The sequence below is a fragment of the Streptomyces malaysiense genome, from assembly GCF_000980885.2.
GTDB lineage: Bacteria > Actinomycetota > Actinomycetes > Streptomycetales > Streptomycetaceae > Streptomyces > Streptomyces malaysiense.
Window position 1 is genome coordinate 61,875 of record NZ_LBDA02000019.1, and the last position, 18,601, is coordinate 80,475.

At 70.0% G+C, this 18,601-nt stretch carries 17 protein-coding genes and 1 tRNA gene; 1 reads left to right on the forward strand and 17 read right to left on the reverse strand.

What is annotated here, in order from left to right; genetic code table 11:
• Window positions 1-28: 28 nt before the first annotated feature.
• The 11 genes from prmC to VT52_RS10125 form a co-directional block, all read right to left on the reverse strand.
• Window positions 29-874, reverse strand: coding sequence for a peptide chain release factor N(5)-glutamine methyltransferase (gene prmC, locus VT52_RS10075; protein ID WP_046421561.1), 846 nt, complete (start codon window positions 872-874; stop codon window positions 29-31).
• Window positions 875-911: 37 nt separating this feature from the next.
• Window positions 912-1,979, reverse strand: a complete 1,068-nt coding sequence (gene prfA, locus VT52_RS10080; RefSeq protein WP_046421560.1) for a peptide chain release factor 1 — start codon at window positions 1,977-1,979, stop codon at window positions 912-914.
• A gap of 109 nt (window positions 1,980-2,088) precedes the next feature.
• Window positions 2,089-2,313: a 50S ribosomal protein L31 gene (gene rpmE, locus VT52_RS10085; protein WP_018571447.1), complete on the reverse strand. Its 225-nt coding sequence runs from the start codon at window positions 2,311-2,313 to the stop codon at window positions 2,089-2,091.
• A 154-nt stretch (window positions 2,314-2,467) separates the two neighbouring features.
• Entirely contained in the window at window positions 2,468-3,598 is a 1,131-nt protein-coding gene (locus VT52_RS10090) for an LCP family protein (RefSeq protein ID WP_046421559.1), read from the reverse strand.
• A 319-nt stretch (window positions 3,599-3,917) separates the two neighbouring features.
• A complete protein-coding gene (rho, locus tag VT52_RS10095) occupies window positions 3,918-5,972 on the reverse strand; it encodes a transcription termination factor Rho (RefSeq protein WP_046421558.1) in 2,055 nt (684 codons plus the stop codon).
• A gap of 409 nt (window positions 5,973-6,381) precedes the next feature.
• Window positions 6,382-7,299: a homoserine kinase gene (gene thrB, locus VT52_RS10100; protein WP_046421557.1), complete on the reverse strand. Its 918-nt coding sequence runs from the start codon at window positions 7,297-7,299 to the stop codon at window positions 6,382-6,384.
• 369 nt (window positions 7,300-7,668) lie between these two features.
• Window positions 7,669-8,727: a threonine synthase gene (gene thrC / locus VT52_RS10105; protein ID WP_046421556.1), complete on the reverse strand. Its 1,059-nt coding sequence runs from the start codon at window positions 8,725-8,727 to the stop codon at window positions 7,669-7,671.
• A 6-nt stretch (window positions 8,728-8,733) separates the two neighbouring features.
• Complete coding sequence (locus VT52_RS10110; protein WP_046421555.1) at window positions 8,734-10,026, reverse strand: homoserine dehydrogenase; 1,293 nt, start codon at window positions 10,024-10,026, stop codon at window positions 8,734-8,736.
• A 182-nt stretch (window positions 10,027-10,208) separates the two neighbouring features.
• Complete coding sequence (gene lysA, locus VT52_RS10115) at window positions 10,209-11,600, reverse strand: diaminopimelate decarboxylase (protein WP_046421554.1); 1,392 nt, start codon at window positions 11,598-11,600, stop codon at window positions 10,209-10,211.
• A 57-nt stretch (window positions 11,601-11,657) separates the two neighbouring features.
• Window positions 11,658-12,689 (reverse strand): ArgS-related anticodon-binding protein NrtL, encoded by a 1,032-nt coding sequence (nrtL, locus tag VT52_RS10120; protein ID WP_046421553.1) that lies wholly within the window; start codon window positions 12,687-12,689, stop codon window positions 11,658-11,660.
• 293 nt (window positions 12,690-12,982) lie between these two features.
• Window positions 12,983-13,519, reverse strand: a complete 537-nt coding sequence (locus VT52_RS10125) for a response regulator (protein ID WP_046418654.1) — start codon at window positions 13,517-13,519, stop codon at window positions 12,983-12,985.
• 107 nt (window positions 13,520-13,626) lie between these two features.
• Between VT52_RS10125 and VT52_RS10130 the strand changes: the two genes are divergently transcribed.
• Window positions 13,627-13,698, forward strand: a tRNA-Arg gene (locus VT52_RS10130).
• A 466-nt stretch (window positions 13,699-14,164) separates the two neighbouring features.
• Here the strand turns inward: VT52_RS10130 and VT52_RS10135 are convergent.
• From VT52_RS10135 to VT52_RS10160, 6 genes are all read right to left on the reverse strand, one after another.
• On the reverse strand, window positions 14,165-14,635 hold the full coding sequence (locus tag VT52_RS10135; protein WP_046418603.1) for a hypothetical protein: 471 nt from the start codon (window positions 14,633-14,635) through the stop codon (window positions 14,165-14,167).
• Window positions 14,632-15,003: a helix-turn-helix domain-containing protein gene (locus tag VT52_RS10140; protein WP_046418600.1), complete on the reverse strand. Its 372-nt coding sequence runs from the start codon at window positions 15,001-15,003 to the stop codon at window positions 14,632-14,634. Before VT52_RS10140 ends, VT52_RS10135 begins: the two co-directional genes overlap by 4 nt.
• A 44-nt stretch (window positions 15,004-15,047) precedes the next feature.
• Entirely contained in the window at window positions 15,048-15,440 is a 393-nt protein-coding gene (locus VT52_RS10145) for a type II toxin-antitoxin system RelE/ParE family toxin (RefSeq protein WP_046418598.1), read from the reverse strand.
• 205 nt (window positions 15,441-15,645) lie between these two features.
• A complete protein-coding gene (locus VT52_RS10150) occupies window positions 15,646-17,019 on the reverse strand; it encodes a tyrosine-type recombinase/integrase (RefSeq protein ID WP_046418597.1) in 1,374 nt (457 codons plus the stop codon).
• Window positions 17,016-17,186 (reverse strand): helix-turn-helix transcriptional regulator, encoded by a 171-nt coding sequence (locus VT52_RS10155; protein WP_240509707.1) that lies wholly within the window; start codon window positions 17,184-17,186, stop codon window positions 17,016-17,018. The genes VT52_RS10150 and VT52_RS10155 overlap by 4 nt, the downstream gene beginning before the upstream one ends.
• A complete protein-coding gene (locus VT52_RS10160; RefSeq protein ID WP_046418591.1) occupies window positions 17,186-18,505 on the reverse strand; it encodes a replication initiator in 1,320 nt (439 codons plus the stop codon). The genes VT52_RS10155 and VT52_RS10160 overlap by 1 nt, the downstream gene beginning before the upstream one ends.
• Window positions 18,506-18,601: the final 96 nt, after the last annotated feature.

The window sequence follows — 18,601 nt, forward strand, 5'->3', positions numbered from 1 at the left end:
AACTGCGGGGTTGAAGTCTGGGCGCCGCTCACGGCAGCGCCTTGCGGGCGGTGGCGAACCGCGGCCGGTTGTTGAGGTCGGGGTGATCGGCCGCGTCGGCCCAGCCCCGCTCCTCGGTGAAGATCCACGGCACCTGTCCGCCCTGGGTGTCGGCGTGTTCGATGACGACGACCCCGCCGGGCCGCAGCAGCCGGTGCGCGGTGCGCTCGATGCCGCGGATCAGGTCGAGTCCGTCCTCCCCCGAGAACAACGCGAGTTCGGGATCGTAGTCGCGGGCTTCGGGGGCGACGTACTCCCATTCGGTGAGCGGGATGTACGGCGGGTTGGAGACGACCAGGTCGACCTGGCCGTCCAGGTCCGGGAACGCGGTCAGGGCGTCGCCCTGGCGCAGGTCGACCCTGGACCCCTCGACGTTCTTGCGGGTCCAGCGCAGCGCGTCCTCCGAGAGCTCCACGGCGTGCACCCTGGAGCGCGGCACCTCCTGGGCGAGGGCGAGCGCGATGGCTCCGGAGCCGGTGCACAGGTCGACGATGCACGGCTCGACCACGTCCATGGCGCGGACCGCGTCTATGGCCCAGCCGACCACCGACTCGGTCTCCGGCCGGGGCACGAACACGCCGGGCCCGACCTGGAGTTCCAGGTAGCGGAAGTAGGCCCGCCCGGTGATGTGCTGGAGCGGCTCGCGCTGCTCCCGCCGGGCGATGACCTCCCAGTACCGGGCGTCGAAGTCCGCGTCCTTCACGGAGTGCAGTCCGCCGCGCTTGACGCCGTGCACGAACGCGGCGAGCTCCTCCGCGTCGGTGCGCGGCGAGGGCACGCCGGCGTCGGCCAGCCGCTGGGTGGCCTGGGCCACCTCCGATAGCAGCAGGTTCACGCGAGTCCTCCGGAAGTCAGCAAATCCTCGTGGTTCCTTACGCGGCCGCGAGCTTCGCCGCGGAGTCGGCGTCGACACAGGCCTGGATGACCGCGTCGAGCTCGCCGTCCAGGACCTGGTCCAGGTTGTACGCCTTGAAGCCGACACGGTGGTCGGAGATGCGGTTCTCCGGGAAGTTGTACGTACGGATCTTCTCGGAGCGGTCGACGGTGCGGACCTGGCTGCGGCGGGCGTCCGCGGCCTCCCGCTCCGCCTCCTCCTGGGCCGCGGCGAGCAGCCTGGAGCGCAGGATGCGCAGGGCCTGCTCCTTGTTCTGGAGCTGGCTCTTCTCGTTCTGGCAGGAGGCGACGACACCGGTGGGCAGGTGGGTGATGCGCACCGCGGAGTCCGTGGTGTTGACGGACTGCCCGCCGGGGCCGGAGGACCGGTAGACGTCGATGCGGAGGTCGTTCGGGTTGATCTCCACGTCCACCTCCTCGGCCTCGGGGGTGACGAGGACGCCGGCGGCGGAGGTGTGGATGCGGCCCTGGGACTCGGTGGCCGGCACGCGCTGCACGCGGTGCACGCCGCCCTCGTACTTCAGCCGCGCCCACACGCCCTGGCCGGGCTCGGTCTGCCCGCGGGTCTTCACCGCGACCTGGACGTCCTTGTAGCCGCCCAGCTCGGACTCGGTGGCGTCGATGACCTCGGTCTTCCAGCCGACGCGCTCCGCGTAGCGCAGGTACATGCGCAGCAGGTCGCCGGCGAACAGCGCCGACTCGTCGCCGCCCGCGCCCGCCTTGATCTCCAGGATGACGTCCTTGTCGTCACTCGGGTCGCGCGGGACCAGCAGGAGGCGCAGCTTCTCGGTCAGCTCCTCGCGCTGCTGCTCCAGCTCCTTGACCTCGGCGGCGAAGTCGGGGTCGTCGGCGGCCAGCTCGCGCGCGGTCTCGATGTCGTCGCCGGCCTGCTTCCAGGAGCCGTACGTGCCGACGATCGGGGTCAGCTCGGCATAGCGCTTGTTCAGCTTGCGCGCGTTCGCCTGGTCGGCGTGGACCGACGGGTCGGCGAGCTTCTTCTCGAGGTCGGCGTGCTCGGCGACGAGTTCCTCGACTGCCTCGAACATCTTTCGGCTCCTGTACTGCGATGAAGGGAAGGGGCGGGCGACCAAAAACGCCGGTCCCGGACGCACGCCCTCGCGGACGTACGGCCGTGGACCGGCGAATGGGGGCTCGCTACTTCTTGGAGCCGGCGGCAGCCTTGCCGAAGCGGGCCTCGAAGCGGGCCACACGGCCACCGGTGTCGAGGATCTTCTGCTTGCCCGTGTAGAACGGGTGGCACTCGGAGCAGACCTCGGCACGGATGGTGCCGGAGTCGATGGTGCTCCGGGTGGTGAACGACGCGCCACAGGTGCAGCTGACCTGCGTCTCGACGTACTCGGGGTGGATGTCGCGCTTCAAGGTTTCTCCTAGTTTTCGGGAGGGCGCCGGGTCGCCGCCGCGGGCTGCGGAGACGTGAACCGGGGCCGACGTACCAGTCTGCCAGGACTGGGGCCATCCCCCAAAACCGGGGGTGCGGCTGTTCTATTCCCCGGGGTGGTCCGGCGGCCGTGCGTCAGCCGCTCACCACGCCGTCGGCCTGGCCCGTGGCCGTGCCCTTGGTGGCGGACACGGGGATCGGGCGGTCGTTCTTCAGCGCGTCCCACACCAGCCGGGCCTTCGACTTCTCCAGCAGGACGCGGTTCGGGTCGGCCGGGTCGTACCGGACGGGCATGGTGACCATCGTCATGTGCCGGGCGTCGATGCCCTTGAGGCCGTCGGCGAAGTCGACGAGGGAGTTGACCGAGCCGAGGTCGGAGTCGGTGGTGACGGCCTTGGTGGCGGTGTCGGCGAGGTCGTACAGCTTCTTGGGGTCGCTGAAGACGCCGACGTTCTTGACCTGGCCGAGCAGGGCCTTGACGAAGGCCTGCTGGAGCTGGATGCGGCCGAGGTCGGAGCCGTCGCCGACGCCGTGCCGGGTGCGGACCAGACCGAGGGCCTGCTGTCCGTCGAGGGTGTGCGTGCCGGCCTTGAGGTCCAGGTGACTCTGCGGGTCGGCGATGGCCCTGGTCGTGGTGACCGGGACGCCGCCGAGTTCGTCGATGAGCTTCTGGAAGCCCGCGAAGTCGACCTCCAGGTAGTGGTCCATGCGGATGCCGGTGAGGGACTCGACGGACTTCACGGCGCAGGCCGCGCCGCCGGTGGAGTACGCCTCGTTGAACATCACGGAGTTCGCGGCCGGGTGCGTGGCGCCCTTGGCGTCGGTGCACGCCGGGCGGTCCACCAGGGTGTCCCGGGGCACGGAGACCACGGCGGCCTTCTTGTGGCCCTGGTAGACGTGCACGATCATCGCGGTGTCGGAGCGGGCGCTGCCGTCGTCCGTGCCGCCGCCGAGCTTCCTGTTGGAGCCGGCGCGGGTGTCGGAGCCGAGGACCAGGATGTTCTCGGAGCCGTTGTCGACCTTCGTGGGCCGGTCCTTGCCGAGGACCTGGTTGATGTCGACGCTGTGCAGGTTGCCGTTGAGCTTGAAGTACAGGTATCCGGCTCCGGCGCCGCCGAGCACCAGCACGCCCGCGGCCGTCCAGGCCGTCGCGAGCAGGGCCCTGCGACCGGCGCCGCGGGGCTTGCGGCGCCGGCCGCGGCCCCGTCGGCCGGGCTCCTGGGCACCGGGCTCGGGTATCGGTTCCGGCATGCTCTCGGCGGACACGGCACTCCTAGGTCTCGTCGATCGGTTACCCCCTGCGGTCAGGGTCGGGCGCGGTCGTCACCGCTCCATCGTCCCTCCGTACGGTGGGACGGAGAAACTCGGGACAGCGTTGCACGACGCAGAGTGCCCACCGCGTGGGGCGATGGGCACCGTGTGTAGTCGGCCGCGCCGGGAGTGCGGCGCTCACCTGCGGATTCGCAGCCCGTCGTCGAGCGCTTCCGGGCCGGTACGGAACGTCACCTTTGTGGCGAAGCTCTCGCGTCGCACACGACGGAGGCCGCCCCCGAGGGGACGGCCTCCGTCGGATGGAACCAAAGACTCAGTCGCCGTTCCCGGGGGTCGGCGTCGTCTTCTGGATCTGCATCAGGAACTCGACGTTCGACTTGGTCTGCTTCATCTTGTCCAGCAGCAGCTCGATCGCCTGCTGCTGGTCCAGGGCGTGCAGCACCCGGCGCAGCTTCCAGACGATGCCCAGCTCCTCGGCGCCCAGCAGGATCTCTTCCTTACGGGTACCGGACGCGTCCACGTCCACCGCCGGGAAGATGCGCTTGTCGGCGAGCTTGCGGTCGAGCTTGAGCTCCATGTTGCCGGTGCCCTTGAACTCCTCGAAGATCACCTCGTCCATGCGGGAGCCGGTGTCCACGAGCGCCGTCGCCAGGATGGTGAGCGAGCCGCCGTCCTCGATGTTGCGCGCGGCGCCGAAGAAGCGCTTCGGCGGGTACAGCGCGGTCGAGTCGACACCACCGGACAGGATGCGGCCGGAGGCCGGCGCCGCGAGGTTGTAGGCGCGGCCCAGACGCGTGATGGAGTCCAGCAGCACGACCACGTCGTGGCCCAGCTCCACGAGGCGCTTGGCGCGCTCGATGGCGAGCTCGGCGACCGTGGTGTGGTCCTCGGCCGGGCGGTCGAAGGTCGAGGAGATGACCTCGCCCTTGACCGACCGCTGCATGTCGGTGACCTCTTCCGGACGCTCGTCGACCAGGACGACCATCAGGTGGCACTCGGGGTTGTTGTGCGTGATCGCGTTGGCGATCGCCTGCATGATCATGGTCTTGCCGGTCTTCGGCGGGGCCACGATCAGACCGCGCTGGCCCTTGCCGATCGGCGACACGAGGTCGATGATCCGGGTCGTCAGCACACCCGGGTCCGTCTCCAGGCGGAGGCGGTCCTGCGGGTACAGCGGCGTCAGCTTGTTGAACTCCGGGCGGCCGCGGCCGTGTTCGGGCGCCATGCCGTTGACGGAGTCCAGGCGGACGAGCGCGTTGAACTTCTCGCGGCGCTCCCCCTCCTTCGGCTGCCGGACCGCACCGGTGAGGTGGTCACCCTTGCGCAGGCCGTTCTTGCGGACCTGGGCGAGGGAGACGTACACGTCGTTCGGGCCCGGCAGGTAGCCGGAGGTCCGGATGAAGGCGTAGTTGTCGAGGATGTCCAGGATGCCCGCGACGGGGATCAGGACGTCGTCCTCGGCGACCTGCGGCTCGGCGATCTCGTCGCGGCCACGACGGCCGCGGCGGTCGCGGTAACGGCCGCGCCGGCCGCGGCGGCCGCCCTCGAAGTCGTCGTCGTCCTGCTGCTGCCGGTCCTGGCGGCCGCCCTGCTGGCCCTGCTGCTGCCGCTGGCCGCCCTGCTGGTCGTCGCCCTTGTTGCGGCGGTCACCGCGGTCACCACGGTCACCACGCTCGCCGCGGTCGCGGTCACGGCCGCGCTCACGGCGGTCGCGGCGGCCGCGGCCCTCGCCGTCACCGGCGTCGTTCTTCGCGGACTCGCCCTGCTGCTGCGGCTGCTGGGCGGACGCGTCGGCCTTGGACTCGCTCTTCGCGTCGGCGCGGGCCTCGGTCTTCGCCTCGGCGGCGGCCGTCTCGGCGCCGCCCGCGGCGGGGCTGCCGGCCTCGGCGGTGGCGCGGCGACGGCGGCGCTCGGTCGGCGCGTCGTCTCCCCCGCGCTCGGCTTCGCTCGCGCGGGCGGTGCCCCCAGCGGCGGGCTGTCCGGGGATCTCGATCTGCTGCTGCGCCTTCTCGGCGGGCGCCTCGGACTTGGCCGCCTTCTGCGCGCCGTCCGCGCTCTCGCCGGTGCGGGCCTTGGAGGTGGCACGGCGCTTCGGCTTGGTCTCGGTGGCGGTCTCGGCCTTGGGGGCACTGCCCTGGGCCTGCGCCTCCTTGATGACCTCGATCAGCTGGCTCTTGCGCATCCGCGCGGTGCCCCTGATACCGAGGCCCGAGGCGACCTGCTGCAGCTCGGCCAGCACCATGCCCTCAAGGCCGGTACCCCGGCGCCGCCGGGAGCCGGCACCGGCGGCAGGCGCGGAGGCGTCCGTGGCGGGCGCGGCAGCGGTCTCCTCGACACGTGCGCCCATCAGATCGGTGGTGTCGCTCACGAAGGGTCCTTCCCTGGAGCGGACGTCGGCCTGTCTGGCTCGGCGACCGGTTGTGCTGTCCGGCTACGGTCCTGTCTTCGGTGAACCGTGCCGGGGCGGTGGTCCGCCAACGAACGCGGCGGAAGAGAAATGTGCGGTGATGGCGCTTCCGCGAGCCGTGGCACTCGGTGTCACGTGGCGTGGTAGCACCTGTTCCGGAGCATGCCCTGCGGCCGGCTCAGTGCTCGCATACGACGTACTGCCCAGGTACGACGCACGGGACACGGAGTGGCGTGGGAGGCTCCCGGAAGAATGTCTGTCCCGGACGGGGACACGTGGCACCTCGCCATGGTGGGGTCGGGTGCAGACTTGAGATTAACACTACCGGATCCAACAAACATTCCCCCTCTCCAAATCCGGCAACCGTGTGTCAGGGCGCAAGCGGAAGCACGCTCGCTCCCCGCATGTCCAGGTCCAGCCGGTTGGCGGCCCAGCCCTCACCGGCGAGGTGGGAGACCTTGTCGGCGGTGTCGGCGTCGGTCAGGGCCATGACGGTGGGTCCGGCGCCGGAGATGACGGCCGGGATCCCGTCCGCCCGCAGGCGCTCCACCAGCGCGGCGCTCTCCGGCATGGCCGGGGCGCGGTACTCCTGGTGGAGGCGGTCCTCGGTCGCGGGCAGCAGCAGTTCGGGGCGCCGGGTGAGCGCCTCCACGAGCAGCGCGGCGCGGCCCGCGTTGGCGGCGGCGTCGACATGCGGCACGGTGCGCGGCAGCAGTCCGCGGGCGGTTTCCGTCAGGACCGGCTTTCCGGGCACGAAAACCACCGGAACGATGGAATCGTCGGGGTCCATTCTGATCGCGCGGGCCGCGCCGGATTCCATCCAGGACAGGGTGAATCCGCCGAGCAGGCAGGCGGCCACGTTGTCGGGGTGGCCCTCGATCTCGGTGGCCAGGGCCAGCAGGGCCGCGTCGTCCAGACGGGCCTCGCCGCCTATGGTCACGGCGCGGGCGGCCACGATGCCGGCGCAGATGGCGGCGGAGGAGGAGCCGAGTCCCCGGCCGTGCGGGATGCGGTTGGCGCAGACGATCTCCAGGCCCCGGGGCTGGCCGCCCAGCAGGTCGAAGGCGGTGCGCAGGGAGCGGGCGAGGAGGTGGCGCTCGTCGCGCGGCAGGTTCTCGCTGCCCTCACCCGCGATGTCGATGTGCAGCCCGGAGTCGGCCACCCGGACGACGACGTCGTCGTAGAGCCCCAGCGCGAGGCCCAGGGCGTCGAAGCCCGGACCGAGATTGGCGCTGGTGGCGGGGGTGCGCACCCGGACGGCGGCGGCACGGAAGGCTGGACCGGCCATCGCTCGAAGACTCTCCTTGAGCTGCGTGACTGTCAAAGACATTCGATACGTACGTGGAGCCCCTCGGCCGCGCAGACGGCGCGGCGTTGCCCCTATGCGCAGTGCATATGCAACGAGTGGGTTCGGTACAGCCTATCGAAGGAAGGTTCAGTAGCGACATAGGGCGCACAGGAGGCGCACGATGCGTGTCGTAAGCCCTTTGTGCACCCTGACAGGGCCTGACAGGGCCTGACAGGGCCTGACAGGGCCTGACAGGGTGCTGGAAGACCCTGTCGGCCCCCACCGGGGAAGACCCCCGGAGCACCCCGGAGCCGCGGTGCCGCGGCTCCGGGGTGCCTGAGTGCTGCGCCGCCTCAGTGCCGCGATGCCTCAGGCGAGGCCGAGGCGCTCGGCCGCGGTGGCCGCGTCGACCGGGACCGTGACCGGCTGCGGCGCGCCGGCGACGGCCCAGTCGGGGTCCTTCAGGCCGTTGCCGGTGACGGTGCAGACGATGCGCTGGCCCGGGTCGACCTTGCCCTGCTCGGCGGCCTTGAGCAGACCGGCGACGGAGGCGGCCGAGGCGGGCTCCACGAAGACGCCCTCCTGCGCGGCCAACAGCCGGTAGGCGCGCAGGATTTCACGGTCCGTCACCTCGTCGATGGCGCCGCCGGACTCGTCCCGGGCCGCCAGGGCGTACTGCCAGGATGCCGGGTTGCCGATCCGGATGGCGGTGGCGATGGTCGACGGGTCCTTGACGACCTCGCCGCGCACGATCGGGGCGCTGCCGGACGCCTGGAACCCCCACATGCGGGGCGTGCGGGTGGCGATCTTGTCGGCGGCGTACTCCTGGTAGCCCTTCCAGTACGCGGTGATGTTGCCCGCGTTGCCCACCGGCAGGACGTGGATGTCGGGCGCGTCGCCGAGCATGTCCACGATCTCGAAGGCGGCCGTCTTCTGGCCCTCGATACGCACCGGGTTGACCGAATTGACCAACGCCACCGGGTAGTTCTCGCTCAGCGAGCGGGCGAGGGTGAGGCAGTCGTCGAAGTTCCCCTCGACCTGGAGGATCTTCGCGCCGTGCACCAGGGCCTGGCCCATCTTGCCGAGCGCGATCTTGCCCTGCGGCACCAGCACGGCCGAGACCATGCCGGCACGCACGGCGTACGCCGCGGCGGAGGCGGAGGTGTTGCCGGTGGAGGCGCAGATGACCGCCTTGGCACCCTCCTCCTTCGCCCTGGAGATGGCCATCGTCATGCCGCGGTCCTTGAAGGAACCGGTCGGGTTCGCGCCCTCCACCTTGAGGTGGACCTCGCAGCCGGTGCGCTCGGAGAGCACTTGCGCGGGCACGAGGGGCGTGCCGCCCTCACGCAGCGTCACGACCGGCGTGGTGTCGGAAACCGGCAGCCGGTCCCGGTACTCCTCGATGATTCCGCGCCACTGGTGGGTCATTGCTCGTTACTCTCCTTCAACCCGCATGATGCTGGCGACACCCCGCACGGTGTCGAGCTTGCGCAGCGCCTCGACGGTGCCGGTCAGGGCGGCGTCGAGGGCTCGGTGGGTGACGACGACGAGGGAGGCCTCGCCGTCCTTGCCCTGCTGCCGAACGGTGTCGATGGACACCCCGTGCTCGGCGAAGACCGTGGCGACCTGGGCGAGGACACCCGGTTTGTCGGCCACGTCCAGGCTGATGTGGTACCGCGTGACGACATCGCCCATCGGGGAGACGGGCAGCGCGGCGTACGCCGACTCGCCGGGCCCCGTGGTGCCGTTGAGCTTGTTGCGGCAGACGGCGACGAGGTCGCCGAGCACGGCGGAGGCGGTCGGGGAACCGCCGGCGCCGGGGCCGTAGAACATCAGCTGGCCGGCCGCGTCGCTCTCCACGAAGACGGCGTTGTACGCGCCGCGCACGGAGGCGAGGGGGTGGCTCAGCGGAATCATGGCGGGGTGTACGCGCGCCGTGACGGACGCCCCGTCCCGCGCCCGCTCGCAGATGGCGAGCAGCTTGATGGTGCAGCCCATCCCCTTGGCCGAGCGGAAGTCGGCGGCGGTGACCTCCGTCATCCCCTCGCGGTGGACGTCGTCCAGACGCACCCGCGTGTGGAAGGCGATGCCGGCGAGGATGGCGGCCTTGGCGGCGGCGTCGAAGCCCTCGACGTCGGCGGTCGGGTCGGCCTCGGCGTACCCGAGCGCGGTGGCCTCGTCCAGGGCCTCCTGGTAGCCGGCGCCCGTGGAGTCCATCTTGTCGAGGATGAAGTTGGTGGTGCCGTTGACGATGCCGAGCACCCGGTTGACCTTGTCGCCGGCCAGGGACTCGCGCAGCGGGCGGATCAGCGGGATGGCACCGGCGACGGCGGCCTCGTAGTAGAGGTCCCGGCCGTGCTCCCCGGCGGCGGCGTGCAGGGCCGCCCCGTCCTGGGCGAGCAGGGCCTTGTTCGCGGAGACGACGGACGCGCCGTGCTCGAACGCGGTGGTGATGAGCGAGCGGGCGGGCTCGATCCCCCCGATCACCTCCACCACGACGTCGATGTCCCCGCGTTTGACGAGCGCGGTGGCGTCCGTGGTGACCAGGGCCGGGTCGATGCCCTCGCGCACCTTGCTCGGGCGCCGTACGGCGACCCCGGTGAGCTCCACCGGGGCGCCGATCCTCTGGGCGAGGTCGTCGGCGTGCGTCGTCATGATGCGCGCCACCTCTGAGCCGACGACCCCACAGCCCAGCAGCGCCACCTTCAGCGGACGCGTACGCATCATCCGACCTCGTTTCCTCTTACCGTCTACGGTTGGACCAGTCTCACTCACCGGACGGGGGTTTCTACCCTTCGTCCGGATCCTGAGACGTTTATTTCATTTTCGCGGGGCCCGAAGACCGCAGATCTTCCCGCCCCGCAGCTCTTCCCGCCCCCGCAGGTCGTCGCTCACCCGCAGGTCGTCGCTCACCCGACGTCGAGACGCAGAAGATCCTCCTCCGTCTCCCGCCGGACGATCACCCGGGCCTCGCCGTCCCTCACCGCGACGACGGGCGGCCGGAGCACGTGGTTGTAGTTGCTGGCCATCGACCGGCAGTACGCCCCCGTGGCCGGTACGGCGATGAGGTCGCCCGGCGCGAGGTCGGCCGGCAGGAACGCGTCCTTGACCACGATGTCCCCGCTCTCGCAGTGCTTGCCGACGACCCGGGCGAGCATGGGCTCGGCGTCGCTGGCCCGCGAGACGAGGGCGACGCTGTACTGGGCGTCGTACAGCGCGGTCCGGATGTTGTCGGACATGCCGCCGTCGACGGAGACGTACGTGCGCAGCCCCTCCAGCGGCTTCACCGTGCCGACCTCGTAGAGCGTGAACGCGGTCGGACCGACGACGGCGCGGCCGGGCTCGACCGAGATCCGGGGCGTGCGCAGCCGCGCGGCCTCGCACTCCCGGCTGACGATCTCGCCGAGCGCCTTGGCGATCTCGTGCGGCTCACGCGGGTCGTCGTCGCTGGTGTAGGCGATGCCGAGGCCGCCGCCGAGGTCGATCTCGGGCAGCTCGACGCCGTGCTCGTCACGGATGTCCTTGAGCAGGCCGACGACGCGGTGGGCGGCCACCTCGAACCCGGACATGTCGAAGATCTGCGAGCCGATGTGCGAGTGGATACCGATCAGTTCCAGCCCGTCCAGCTGCAGCGCCCGGCGCACGGCCTCGGCGGCCTGCCCGCCGGCGAGCGGGATGCCGAACTTCTGGTCCTCGTGGGCGGTGGCGATGAACTCGTGCGTATGGGCCTCGACGCCGACGGTGATCCGGATCTGCGCCTTCTGCCGCTTGCCCAGGGACTGAGCGATGTGGGCGACCCGCACGATCTCCTGGAAGGAGTCGAGCACGATCCGCCCGACGCCGGCCTCCACGGCACGGGTGATCTCGGCGACGGACTTGTTGTTCCCGTGGAAGGCGATGCGCTCGGGATCCATCCCGGCGGAGAGCGCGGTTACGAGCTCACCCCCGGAGCAAACGTCGAGATTCAGCCCTTCTTCCTCCAGCCACCGCACGACGGCACGCGAGAGGAACGCCTTCCCCGCGTAGAACACGTCGGCGTCGGCCCCGAAGGCGGTGCGCCAGGCGCGCGCCCGCGCCCGGAAGTCGGCCTCGTCCATGATGTACGCGGGCGTGCCGAACTCCTCGGCGAGCCGGGTCACGGGGACCCCGCCGACGGTGACGACCCCGTCCTCACCCCGGCCGACGGTCTGCGCCCAGACCTTGTGGTCGAGGACGTTGAGGTCGGTGGGCGGCGCGGAATAGTGGCCCTCGGGCAGGACGTCGGCGTGTCGGGGCCCGGCGGGATGGGCGGAACGGCTCATGACGGTGGCTCTCAGACTCTCTGTCTCTCTCCGGGGAACACGTGTCTCTCGGTTCCCTCAGAGATGTTCGGGTGCGTCGATGCCGAGCAGGGACAGGCCGCCGGCCAGCACCGTCCCGGCCGCTTCGGCAAGCGCGAGCCGGGCCTGGTGGGCGGCCGAGGGTTTCTCCTCGCCGATCGGAAGCACACAGGTAACAAAGGGCAGCACGGCATCCGCGACGGTGACGAGATGCCGGGCCAGCCGGTCCGGGGCGCGATGGGTGGCGGCCGCGGTGAGGATGCGGGGGTGGTCGGACAGGGCGGTCCGCAGAGCGGGGAGAACCGCCCTGCCGATGCTCGTATCGAACCCGGCGCCGACCTTGATACGGGCGTCGGCGGTGTCGAGGGGGCCCGGCTCGGCGGCGAAGCCCAGACGGGCGGCGCCCCGGCAGAGGGACCGGACGCGGGCGTGGGCGTACCGCACCCGGAACAGCGGATTGCCCTCCCGCTGGACGAGATGGTCGGCGGTGACGCGGGGCCGGTCGTGCGGGGCGGGATGGAGCAGCGCCCACCGGGCGGCGTCGGGCCCGAGCGGCGCGGGGTCCTCCGGAGCGGGCACGGGCCGCAGATTGACGGGCTCACCATGCTCCACGGTGGCCCGCCCGCCCTGGGTGGCGACGATCCGTACGACGGCGTCGGCGACGACCTCGGCCCGCACCTCGTACGGCACCCGCAACGCGATGACCTGCCCGGCGAGGGCGTCCCCGTGGCCGTACCGCTCCCCTCGCCCGCGGATCTCCCGCACCAGCTCCTGGAGCGGATCGGCCCGCCGGTCGAGCCGGAAGTTGAGGAACCCCGGCCCGGTGACGACGACGTCCTCGACACCGTCCGCCGCGATCAGCCGGGGCCGCAGGATCTCGGCGACCTTGAGCGGCGGCTCCCCGGCCGCGCGGGCGAGCTGGAGCGCGACGTTGGTCGCGTACTCCCCGCACCCCCCGGCCCCCGGCTCACTCACCACGACCCGCTCGGGCACGGCGACGCTCAGCTGCCCCTCGTCAACAGCACGACGCACCGCGTGCAGCACGGTACGGGACAGCTCGACGGGGGTCACGGGACAAGGGTAGGGGAGGAGGGGGGTGGGAAGGCGAGCCGGTTTCCCTGGTGAGACGGGGGCGGGTGCGGGGGTGGCGGAAGAGAGGGGCGGGGCAGGACGGCCCGAATCGCTCGGACGGCTCGGACGCCCGGGACGGCTGGGACGGCTCGGACGCCCGGGACGGCTGGGACGGCTCGGTGGCTCCCCTCACCCACGACCGGGGCCCCGAGGTTTCTACGACGGGGACCCCGAGGTCCCTACGACCGGGGTCCCGGGGTCTCTGCGAACCGACCCCGACGGCTCCACCCGTCTCACCCGATGGAAACCCCGCCGGCCACCCCGTCCGCGAGCCCGTCATCGTCATCGTCACCACTGCCGTCCCCGCCTCCCCCTCCCACTCCACCGCCCCCTCCCCCACGGCCGGCGCGACCCTGGATCAGCTGCTTGACGAGGCGCACGAGTTCGGCGGGTTCGAAGGGCTTGGAGAGGAAGGCGTCGACACCGACATCGAGGCCGGTCTCGACCTCGTACTGGGTGCAGGCGCTGATGATGGCGAGGGGCAGATGGTTCGTACGGGGGTCGGCACGCAACCGGGCGGCGGTGCGCAACCCGTCCAGCCGCGGCATGACGACATCGAGCGTCACGAGGTCGGGCCGCACCTGGTGCACCACGTCCAGACACTCGGCACCATCGGCCGCGGTCACGACCTCGAGCCCTTCCAGTTCGAGATTGACCCTGATCAGCTGCCGGATGACCTTGTTGTCGTCGACAACAAGCACCCGGCCCGACGCGCCCGGCACAACTCGAGAGTAGGACCGCCCGGGCCACCGCGTCCGGGTTTTCCCCACTTCCACCCCCTACAGGGGCCCCTCCCCGCAAACGGGTTCCTGATCACCCCTCCGGACCTGCTAATGTTCTACCCGTCGCAGCGAGCACAACGCTCCGCAACCGACACGCCCCCGTAGCTCAGGGGATAGAGCAACGGCCTCCGGAGCCGTGTGCGCAGGTTCGAATCCTGCCGGGGGCACCCTGCATGAGGTGTCCAAAGACCCCGTCACCAGCGGAAACGCTGCGGTCGGGGTCTTCGCGTTTGTGCAGGCGTGTGCCGCCCAAAGCGGCTGTATGCCGCGGTCTGTGGACGAGGCGTGGACGGGATCTTGGTGCATCGCCGCAGGTGAGTCCCGGCAGACATCCTCCGGTGAGGACGGGGCAGCGCGGGCAGTCGGTGTCACTCGTACTTACGAACCAGGGTCTCGCTGGGCCTGTTGCTACCCGCCGGCGTGGAGGCGGCCAGCAGGAGCCTTAAGGCGCCGCCACACCTCACTACTTTGCTGGGTCAACACCCATGCCTGCCAGGTCCCGCGGATTGAGCGCACTCACGAGCGGCGGCACTGCCGCAGGTGGCACTCCATCGGGAACCGCTAGGACGGCACGCTTCCCGGTGAAAGAGGCGGCCATGATTGAGTCTGTGCAGCAGACCCGGTCGTAGCTGGCTACGTCAATTTGACTTGACTGGCCGAAGGCACGAGCCCGATAGCTTCGAGATCCAGGATCGGCAGGAGTGGGGGGGCGATACCCAGCTTCACAGCAGACTGATGGATCGCTTCCCGGAGATAGGGGCGAGTCACTGGCGTGGCGATGACCTCCGCGAAGCGCCGCGCGATGGCCACTGGGACGCTCACCGGTTCAGGCGTCCGAAACACAGCAGCCACGTCCGCCACTAGACGCCCTTCAGACGTCACAACCTGCGCGCGCGTCCGGATGGCCAAACGGTCACCCTCCAACCGCTGCATCAGTTGGATGTCGGCCCGATCATCATCAGAGGGCTCATCAGCGTCTTCGTCCACTCGGTCGAAGCCGTCGACCCTACGGCCGCTCACCTCGTAGTAAACGATGTCAAACAGTTCAGCTAGCTGCTGGAGCTCTTCCAGGGATGAGACCTCCCGAAGCTCCGTAGTGCTCATGCAGCACCCCGACGCTTCCCCGCCACCGGCACGGGTTCAGCCCTGTGCGCCAGAGGTTCCCATGCGTCCGTACTGGGCCCCGACGCATCGACGACGTGCGCCTTCGTCGCCACAGCCATGCCTACAGCCCTGGCGTAACGCATGATCGTCGACAGCCGCGGATCTCCACCTAGGCGCTCGAAGTCCGAGACGGCAGACTGAGTAGTCTCCATGGCTTGGGCCACCTGCTTCTGAGTAATGCCACAGGCCTTGCGATGCCGCACTAGGGTCTCCACGAGCATCATGACTGCATCCGTGTCACTCGCGGCAGCACTGGTCCGTGCGTCGCCAAGATCGATGCCAAGCAACCCCGCCAGGTGCTCGTCCATGGGTGCTCCTTCCCCTGTCTGCCGAGTATCGCTCAGGACCGATATCACTTCAACGCCTCAGCAGGTGGATCAGTGTCGCTTGACCTGCTTTGCCACTCAGATAGCCGTTTGCGAGCGGTCTCAATATCGCCTGGATCGGTTTGTATGCCCTGCGTGGACTTCTTGTTCATGAACTTCAGAGCGAGCAGCATCGGCCCTGCCCCTTCGACCTCGCTGTAGAACAGCCTGAAGATGCGCTCACCGCAGTCCAGGCGGAGCTCCCACAGCCCGTTGCCCAGCGGTTTCCGATCCTTCGGTAGCAGTTCGTCTCGCGCTGCACGTTCCATGATCTTGCCGAGGCGGACCCGTTCGTGTTGGGTCAGGCGACACTTGGCGATCTCCCTGTGGACCACGTCTGCGTCCATCGGCGACCGGTAGAACTCCCACTTTTTGGCCATCTACCCCCGCCCTCCACGCCCCTTACATCAGATGACCTTACCCATAGCGGAGCGTTCATGACAGATCGTGACACCAGTGGAGTGCGCTCACCAGCGGGACCAGCACAGACGAGAAGGCGGCTGGAACCCATGAGCCAGGGATGCGCATCCTAAACACCGAGGCCCCTGGGCAGGTCGCCAGGGACCTCAGAAGAGGGAGCCCAGATCATTCGTACTCGCGGAGCAGGTCCTCAATGCGGCTGTTGGCGACCTCGTGCCGTCCGTCAAGGCACTTCGCGTACCGGGTCAGCAGGACCTCAACGCTATTGCCAGCGCGCTCGGCGACCTCGGTGGGATCGACTCCGGCGTTGAGCCACGTCGACAACGCCGAGTGCCGAAGGTCGTACGGCCTACTCGCGAGCGGCGAGGCCGCAGCGGCTGGCGGAAGCGCCAGGAGCCGAGCCTCCTGCCACACGCGGTAGTAGGTCGAAGACGGGACGACCGAGCCCTTCTCGCTGAAGAAAAGCCGCCCGTCTTCCGCCGTGCCGAAGGTGGCGAGGTGATCGCGCAGCACAGTGACGAGCTGGGGCGGGATGGGCACGGGCCGAACGTCCTCGGCCGGCCGATTCTTCAATCCGCGGTCGTCGTGGGTCTCGCCCGAGTCGGTCCACTGCTTGCCGACCGAAGGACGGGTCCGGTGGAGCAGCGCCGATCCCCAGCCCTGCGCAGGGAGGACAAGGTCAGTCTCGACCAGGCCGACCGCCTCAGCGGGCCGGAGGCCACCGAAGTACATCGCCGCGAACAGCCCGACGAGCCGCCGGCCGCGAGCACGCCGGTAGCCGCCCACATAGGACACTGCCGCCAGGAGATTACGTGCCTGCTCAGGGTTGGCCACAACGCGCGGATCGACCTGGTTCGAGACCTTGGGCTTCTGCCAGCGAACCGCCGTGATCGGATTCTCCCGCAGCTCCCCCAGGTCGACCGCGTAGTTCGCAGCGTTGACGAGAGTCCGCCGCTTCCGTCGCACGGTCTCGGCAGCTGCCGCGGTGCCGTCGAGCTTCAGCTTCAGCCCGTCGAGCACCGCACGCGCCGTTGCCGGCTCAGCGAGATCCGCAAGGGGTCGGGATGCCTTTGCCACCCAGTGCAGAACGTTCCGGACGTCATCCGGGGCCTCCCGATCGTTGGGCCCCGGCAGTACGAAGGCCCAGTTGCGTAAGGCCTTGCGGATCTCCTCGTCGGACGGCCGCCCTGCGCGCTCAACGAGCAGTTCCATGGTCACACTGGTCAGAGATTCGTTGATGGCGTCTCGCGTATTGGGTGCAGCGTGCGGCCACTTCATTGCGAGGTACCTCAAGGCGAAGTCGTACCAGGACAACAGCGACTTCTTCTGTTCCATCGAGGCCGGAAGACCGGTCTCCGTGTCGAATTCCTCGCCGCCCCGCATGGCACTCATGAGCTTCGCTCGGTAGTGATCAGCGAGCGCCTTGGTACGAAATGAGTCGGAGAAGACATTGCCCGCGACGGACCAGCGGACGCCATACGAAGGTGTCTTGGTGTCCCGCTTGCGTACGCCCCACACCTTCACGTCGAGGGACTTCACGCCGCCGCCTCCAACTGCCGCAGCCAGGCGGTGAAGTCGCTCCGCCAGACTCGCAGCTCGCCGTTGGGGAGCTTGAATGCGGCCGGTCCCTGCCCCAGCTCACGCCAGCGGTAGAACGTCCGGCGAGAAACGCCGCCCAGCTCGTCCAGGACTTGGCGAACAGTCATCAGCTCGTCGCGGCGGGTGTCCATGTCGGCTCTCCTTCCGTTCCGGGGGCGGGTTCGAGGGATGCGGCAAGCCAGGCTTCGGCGCGGGACAGGCCGGTACCGGCGAAGACCCAGTGAGCGAGGACGAGCGTGGTCTCGCCGTCCTGGGGGACGGGCGGCGAAGCTTGGGCCCGGCGCCATTCGGCGCGCGCGTCGCGGAGGGCGCCGAGGGTGGTGGAGTAGCAGCGGGACTTGGTGGAGAAGTGACCGCGGAAGCCGAGCATGTGGGCCCAGGCCCGCAGGCGGAGGTCTGCCAGCTCGGTGCGGGCGCCCAGGGACCAGGCGGTGCGGATCATGCGCCGGGCGTGTTCGCTGATCCGTGCCTGGGCCAGCTCGGCAAGGAAGCGAATCGGGCGGTCCAGGGTGCCGGTCGCTGCCTCCGCACCCTTGGTGGCGTACTTGGCGATGTACGCCGCCACGGCCCGCTCGGTCAGCTCCTGGCCGTCGTCGAAGTCGGCGGAGCGGATCGTGCGGACGTCGAGCTGTCGGCCGAAGACGAAGGTGTGAGCCCGCTCGTCGATCACCGGTCCGTCGACTCGCACGGTGGTGGCAGCGGCCTGGATGGCATCAGACAGCAACTCGGCCGTGGCCCAGGCAGGAGGTGCGGAATCTCCGCCCGCCGGGCCGTCGAGGCGGATGACTGCGTGGAAGTGGACGGCGCCCCGCTTCTGGTACTCGGCCACCTTCGCGAAGGAGATCCGGGCGTGGTGCTGGAAGGCCCGCTGAGTGAGGCCGGCTCGCTTGGCGACTTCACGGCGGAGGTAGATCGAGAACCGCCGCCACAGCGCCCCTGCGTGCGCGTTCCACAGCACGGCCGCTTCGTAGTCGTAGGACTCCGGGTCGAGGGGTGTCCCCAGGACGGCGTCACCTTCCTCGTGCCGCACCCCGCAACGGCAGTTCCGGCCGCCGGAGGGGCGATTGTGGACCGAGCCGAAGCTAGGGGCGGTGAAGGTGGCGAAGACGCGCGGGTGCGTGGCGACCTGTTCGGGCGTGCCCTTGCCGCCGCGGAGTCCGGCGGTGATCAGGTGGTAGGTGTCGCGGCGGTAGGTCTCGGCACAGGCCGCGCAGCGAGTGGCGCGGCGGTTGTTGCAGCGGACGAGGAGCTGGCCAGCGGGCAGGGTCGACGAGTCCAGGGCATGCAGGACACGGCCGATCTCGCCGGTCGTGGTGTCCACCGCGTACTCGGTGCGGTGGCCGTCGAGGCGGACAGGGCGGGTGCAGCCGCCCAGGCCGGACAGTTGGCGGGCCAGTTCGGGCATGGTGCCGAGAGAGGCCAGCATGGAGAGTTCCGCCAGCGGAGGCGGAGTCTGCCGGGTGATGATGGCAGTTCCTTTCGGCTGTTGCGACGGTTGGGAGGGACGGCCCCGGGGCGGCGG

Excerpts from the sequence above, each read along its gene's own strand:
- prfA (WP_046421560.1), bottom strand. The coding sequence starts at position 1,979 with ATGTTCGAGGCAGTCGAGGAACTCGTCGCCGAGCACGCCGACCTCGAG.
- thrB (WP_046421557.1), bottom strand. The coding sequence starts at position 7,299 with ATGGCCGGTCCAGCCTTCCGTGCCGCCGCCGTCCGGGTGCGCACCCCC.
- thrC (WP_046421556.1), bottom strand. The coding sequence starts at position 8,727 with ATGACCCACCAGTGGCGCGGAATCATCGAGGAGTACCGGGACCGGCTG.
- VT52_RS10110 (WP_046421555.1), bottom strand. The coding sequence starts at position 10,026 with ATGATGCGTACGCGTCCGCTGAAGGTGGCGCTGCTGGGCTGTGGGGTC.
- lysA (WP_046421554.1), bottom strand. The coding sequence starts at position 11,600 with ATGAGCCGTTCCGCCCATCCCGCCGGGCCCCGACACGCCGACGTCCTG.
- VT52_RS10135 (WP_046418603.1), bottom strand. The coding sequence starts at position 14,635 with ATGAGCACTACGGAGCTTCGGGAGGTCTCATCCCTGGAAGAGCTCCAG.
- VT52_RS10140 (WP_046418600.1), bottom strand. The coding sequence starts at position 15,003 with ATGGACGAGCACCTGGCGGGGTTGCTTGGCATCGATCTTGGCGACGCA.
- VT52_RS10145 (WP_046418598.1), bottom strand. The coding sequence starts at position 15,440 with ATGGCCAAAAAGTGGGAGTTCTACCGGTCGCCGATGGACGCAGACGTG.
- VT52_RS10155 (WP_240509707.1), bottom strand. The coding sequence starts at position 17,186 with ATGACTGTTCGCCAAGTCCTGGACGAGCTGGGCGGCGTTTCTCGCCGG.
- VT52_RS10160 (WP_046418591.1), bottom strand. The coding sequence starts at position 18,505 with ATGCTGGCCTCTCTCGGCACCATGCCCGAACTGGCCCGCCAACTGTCC.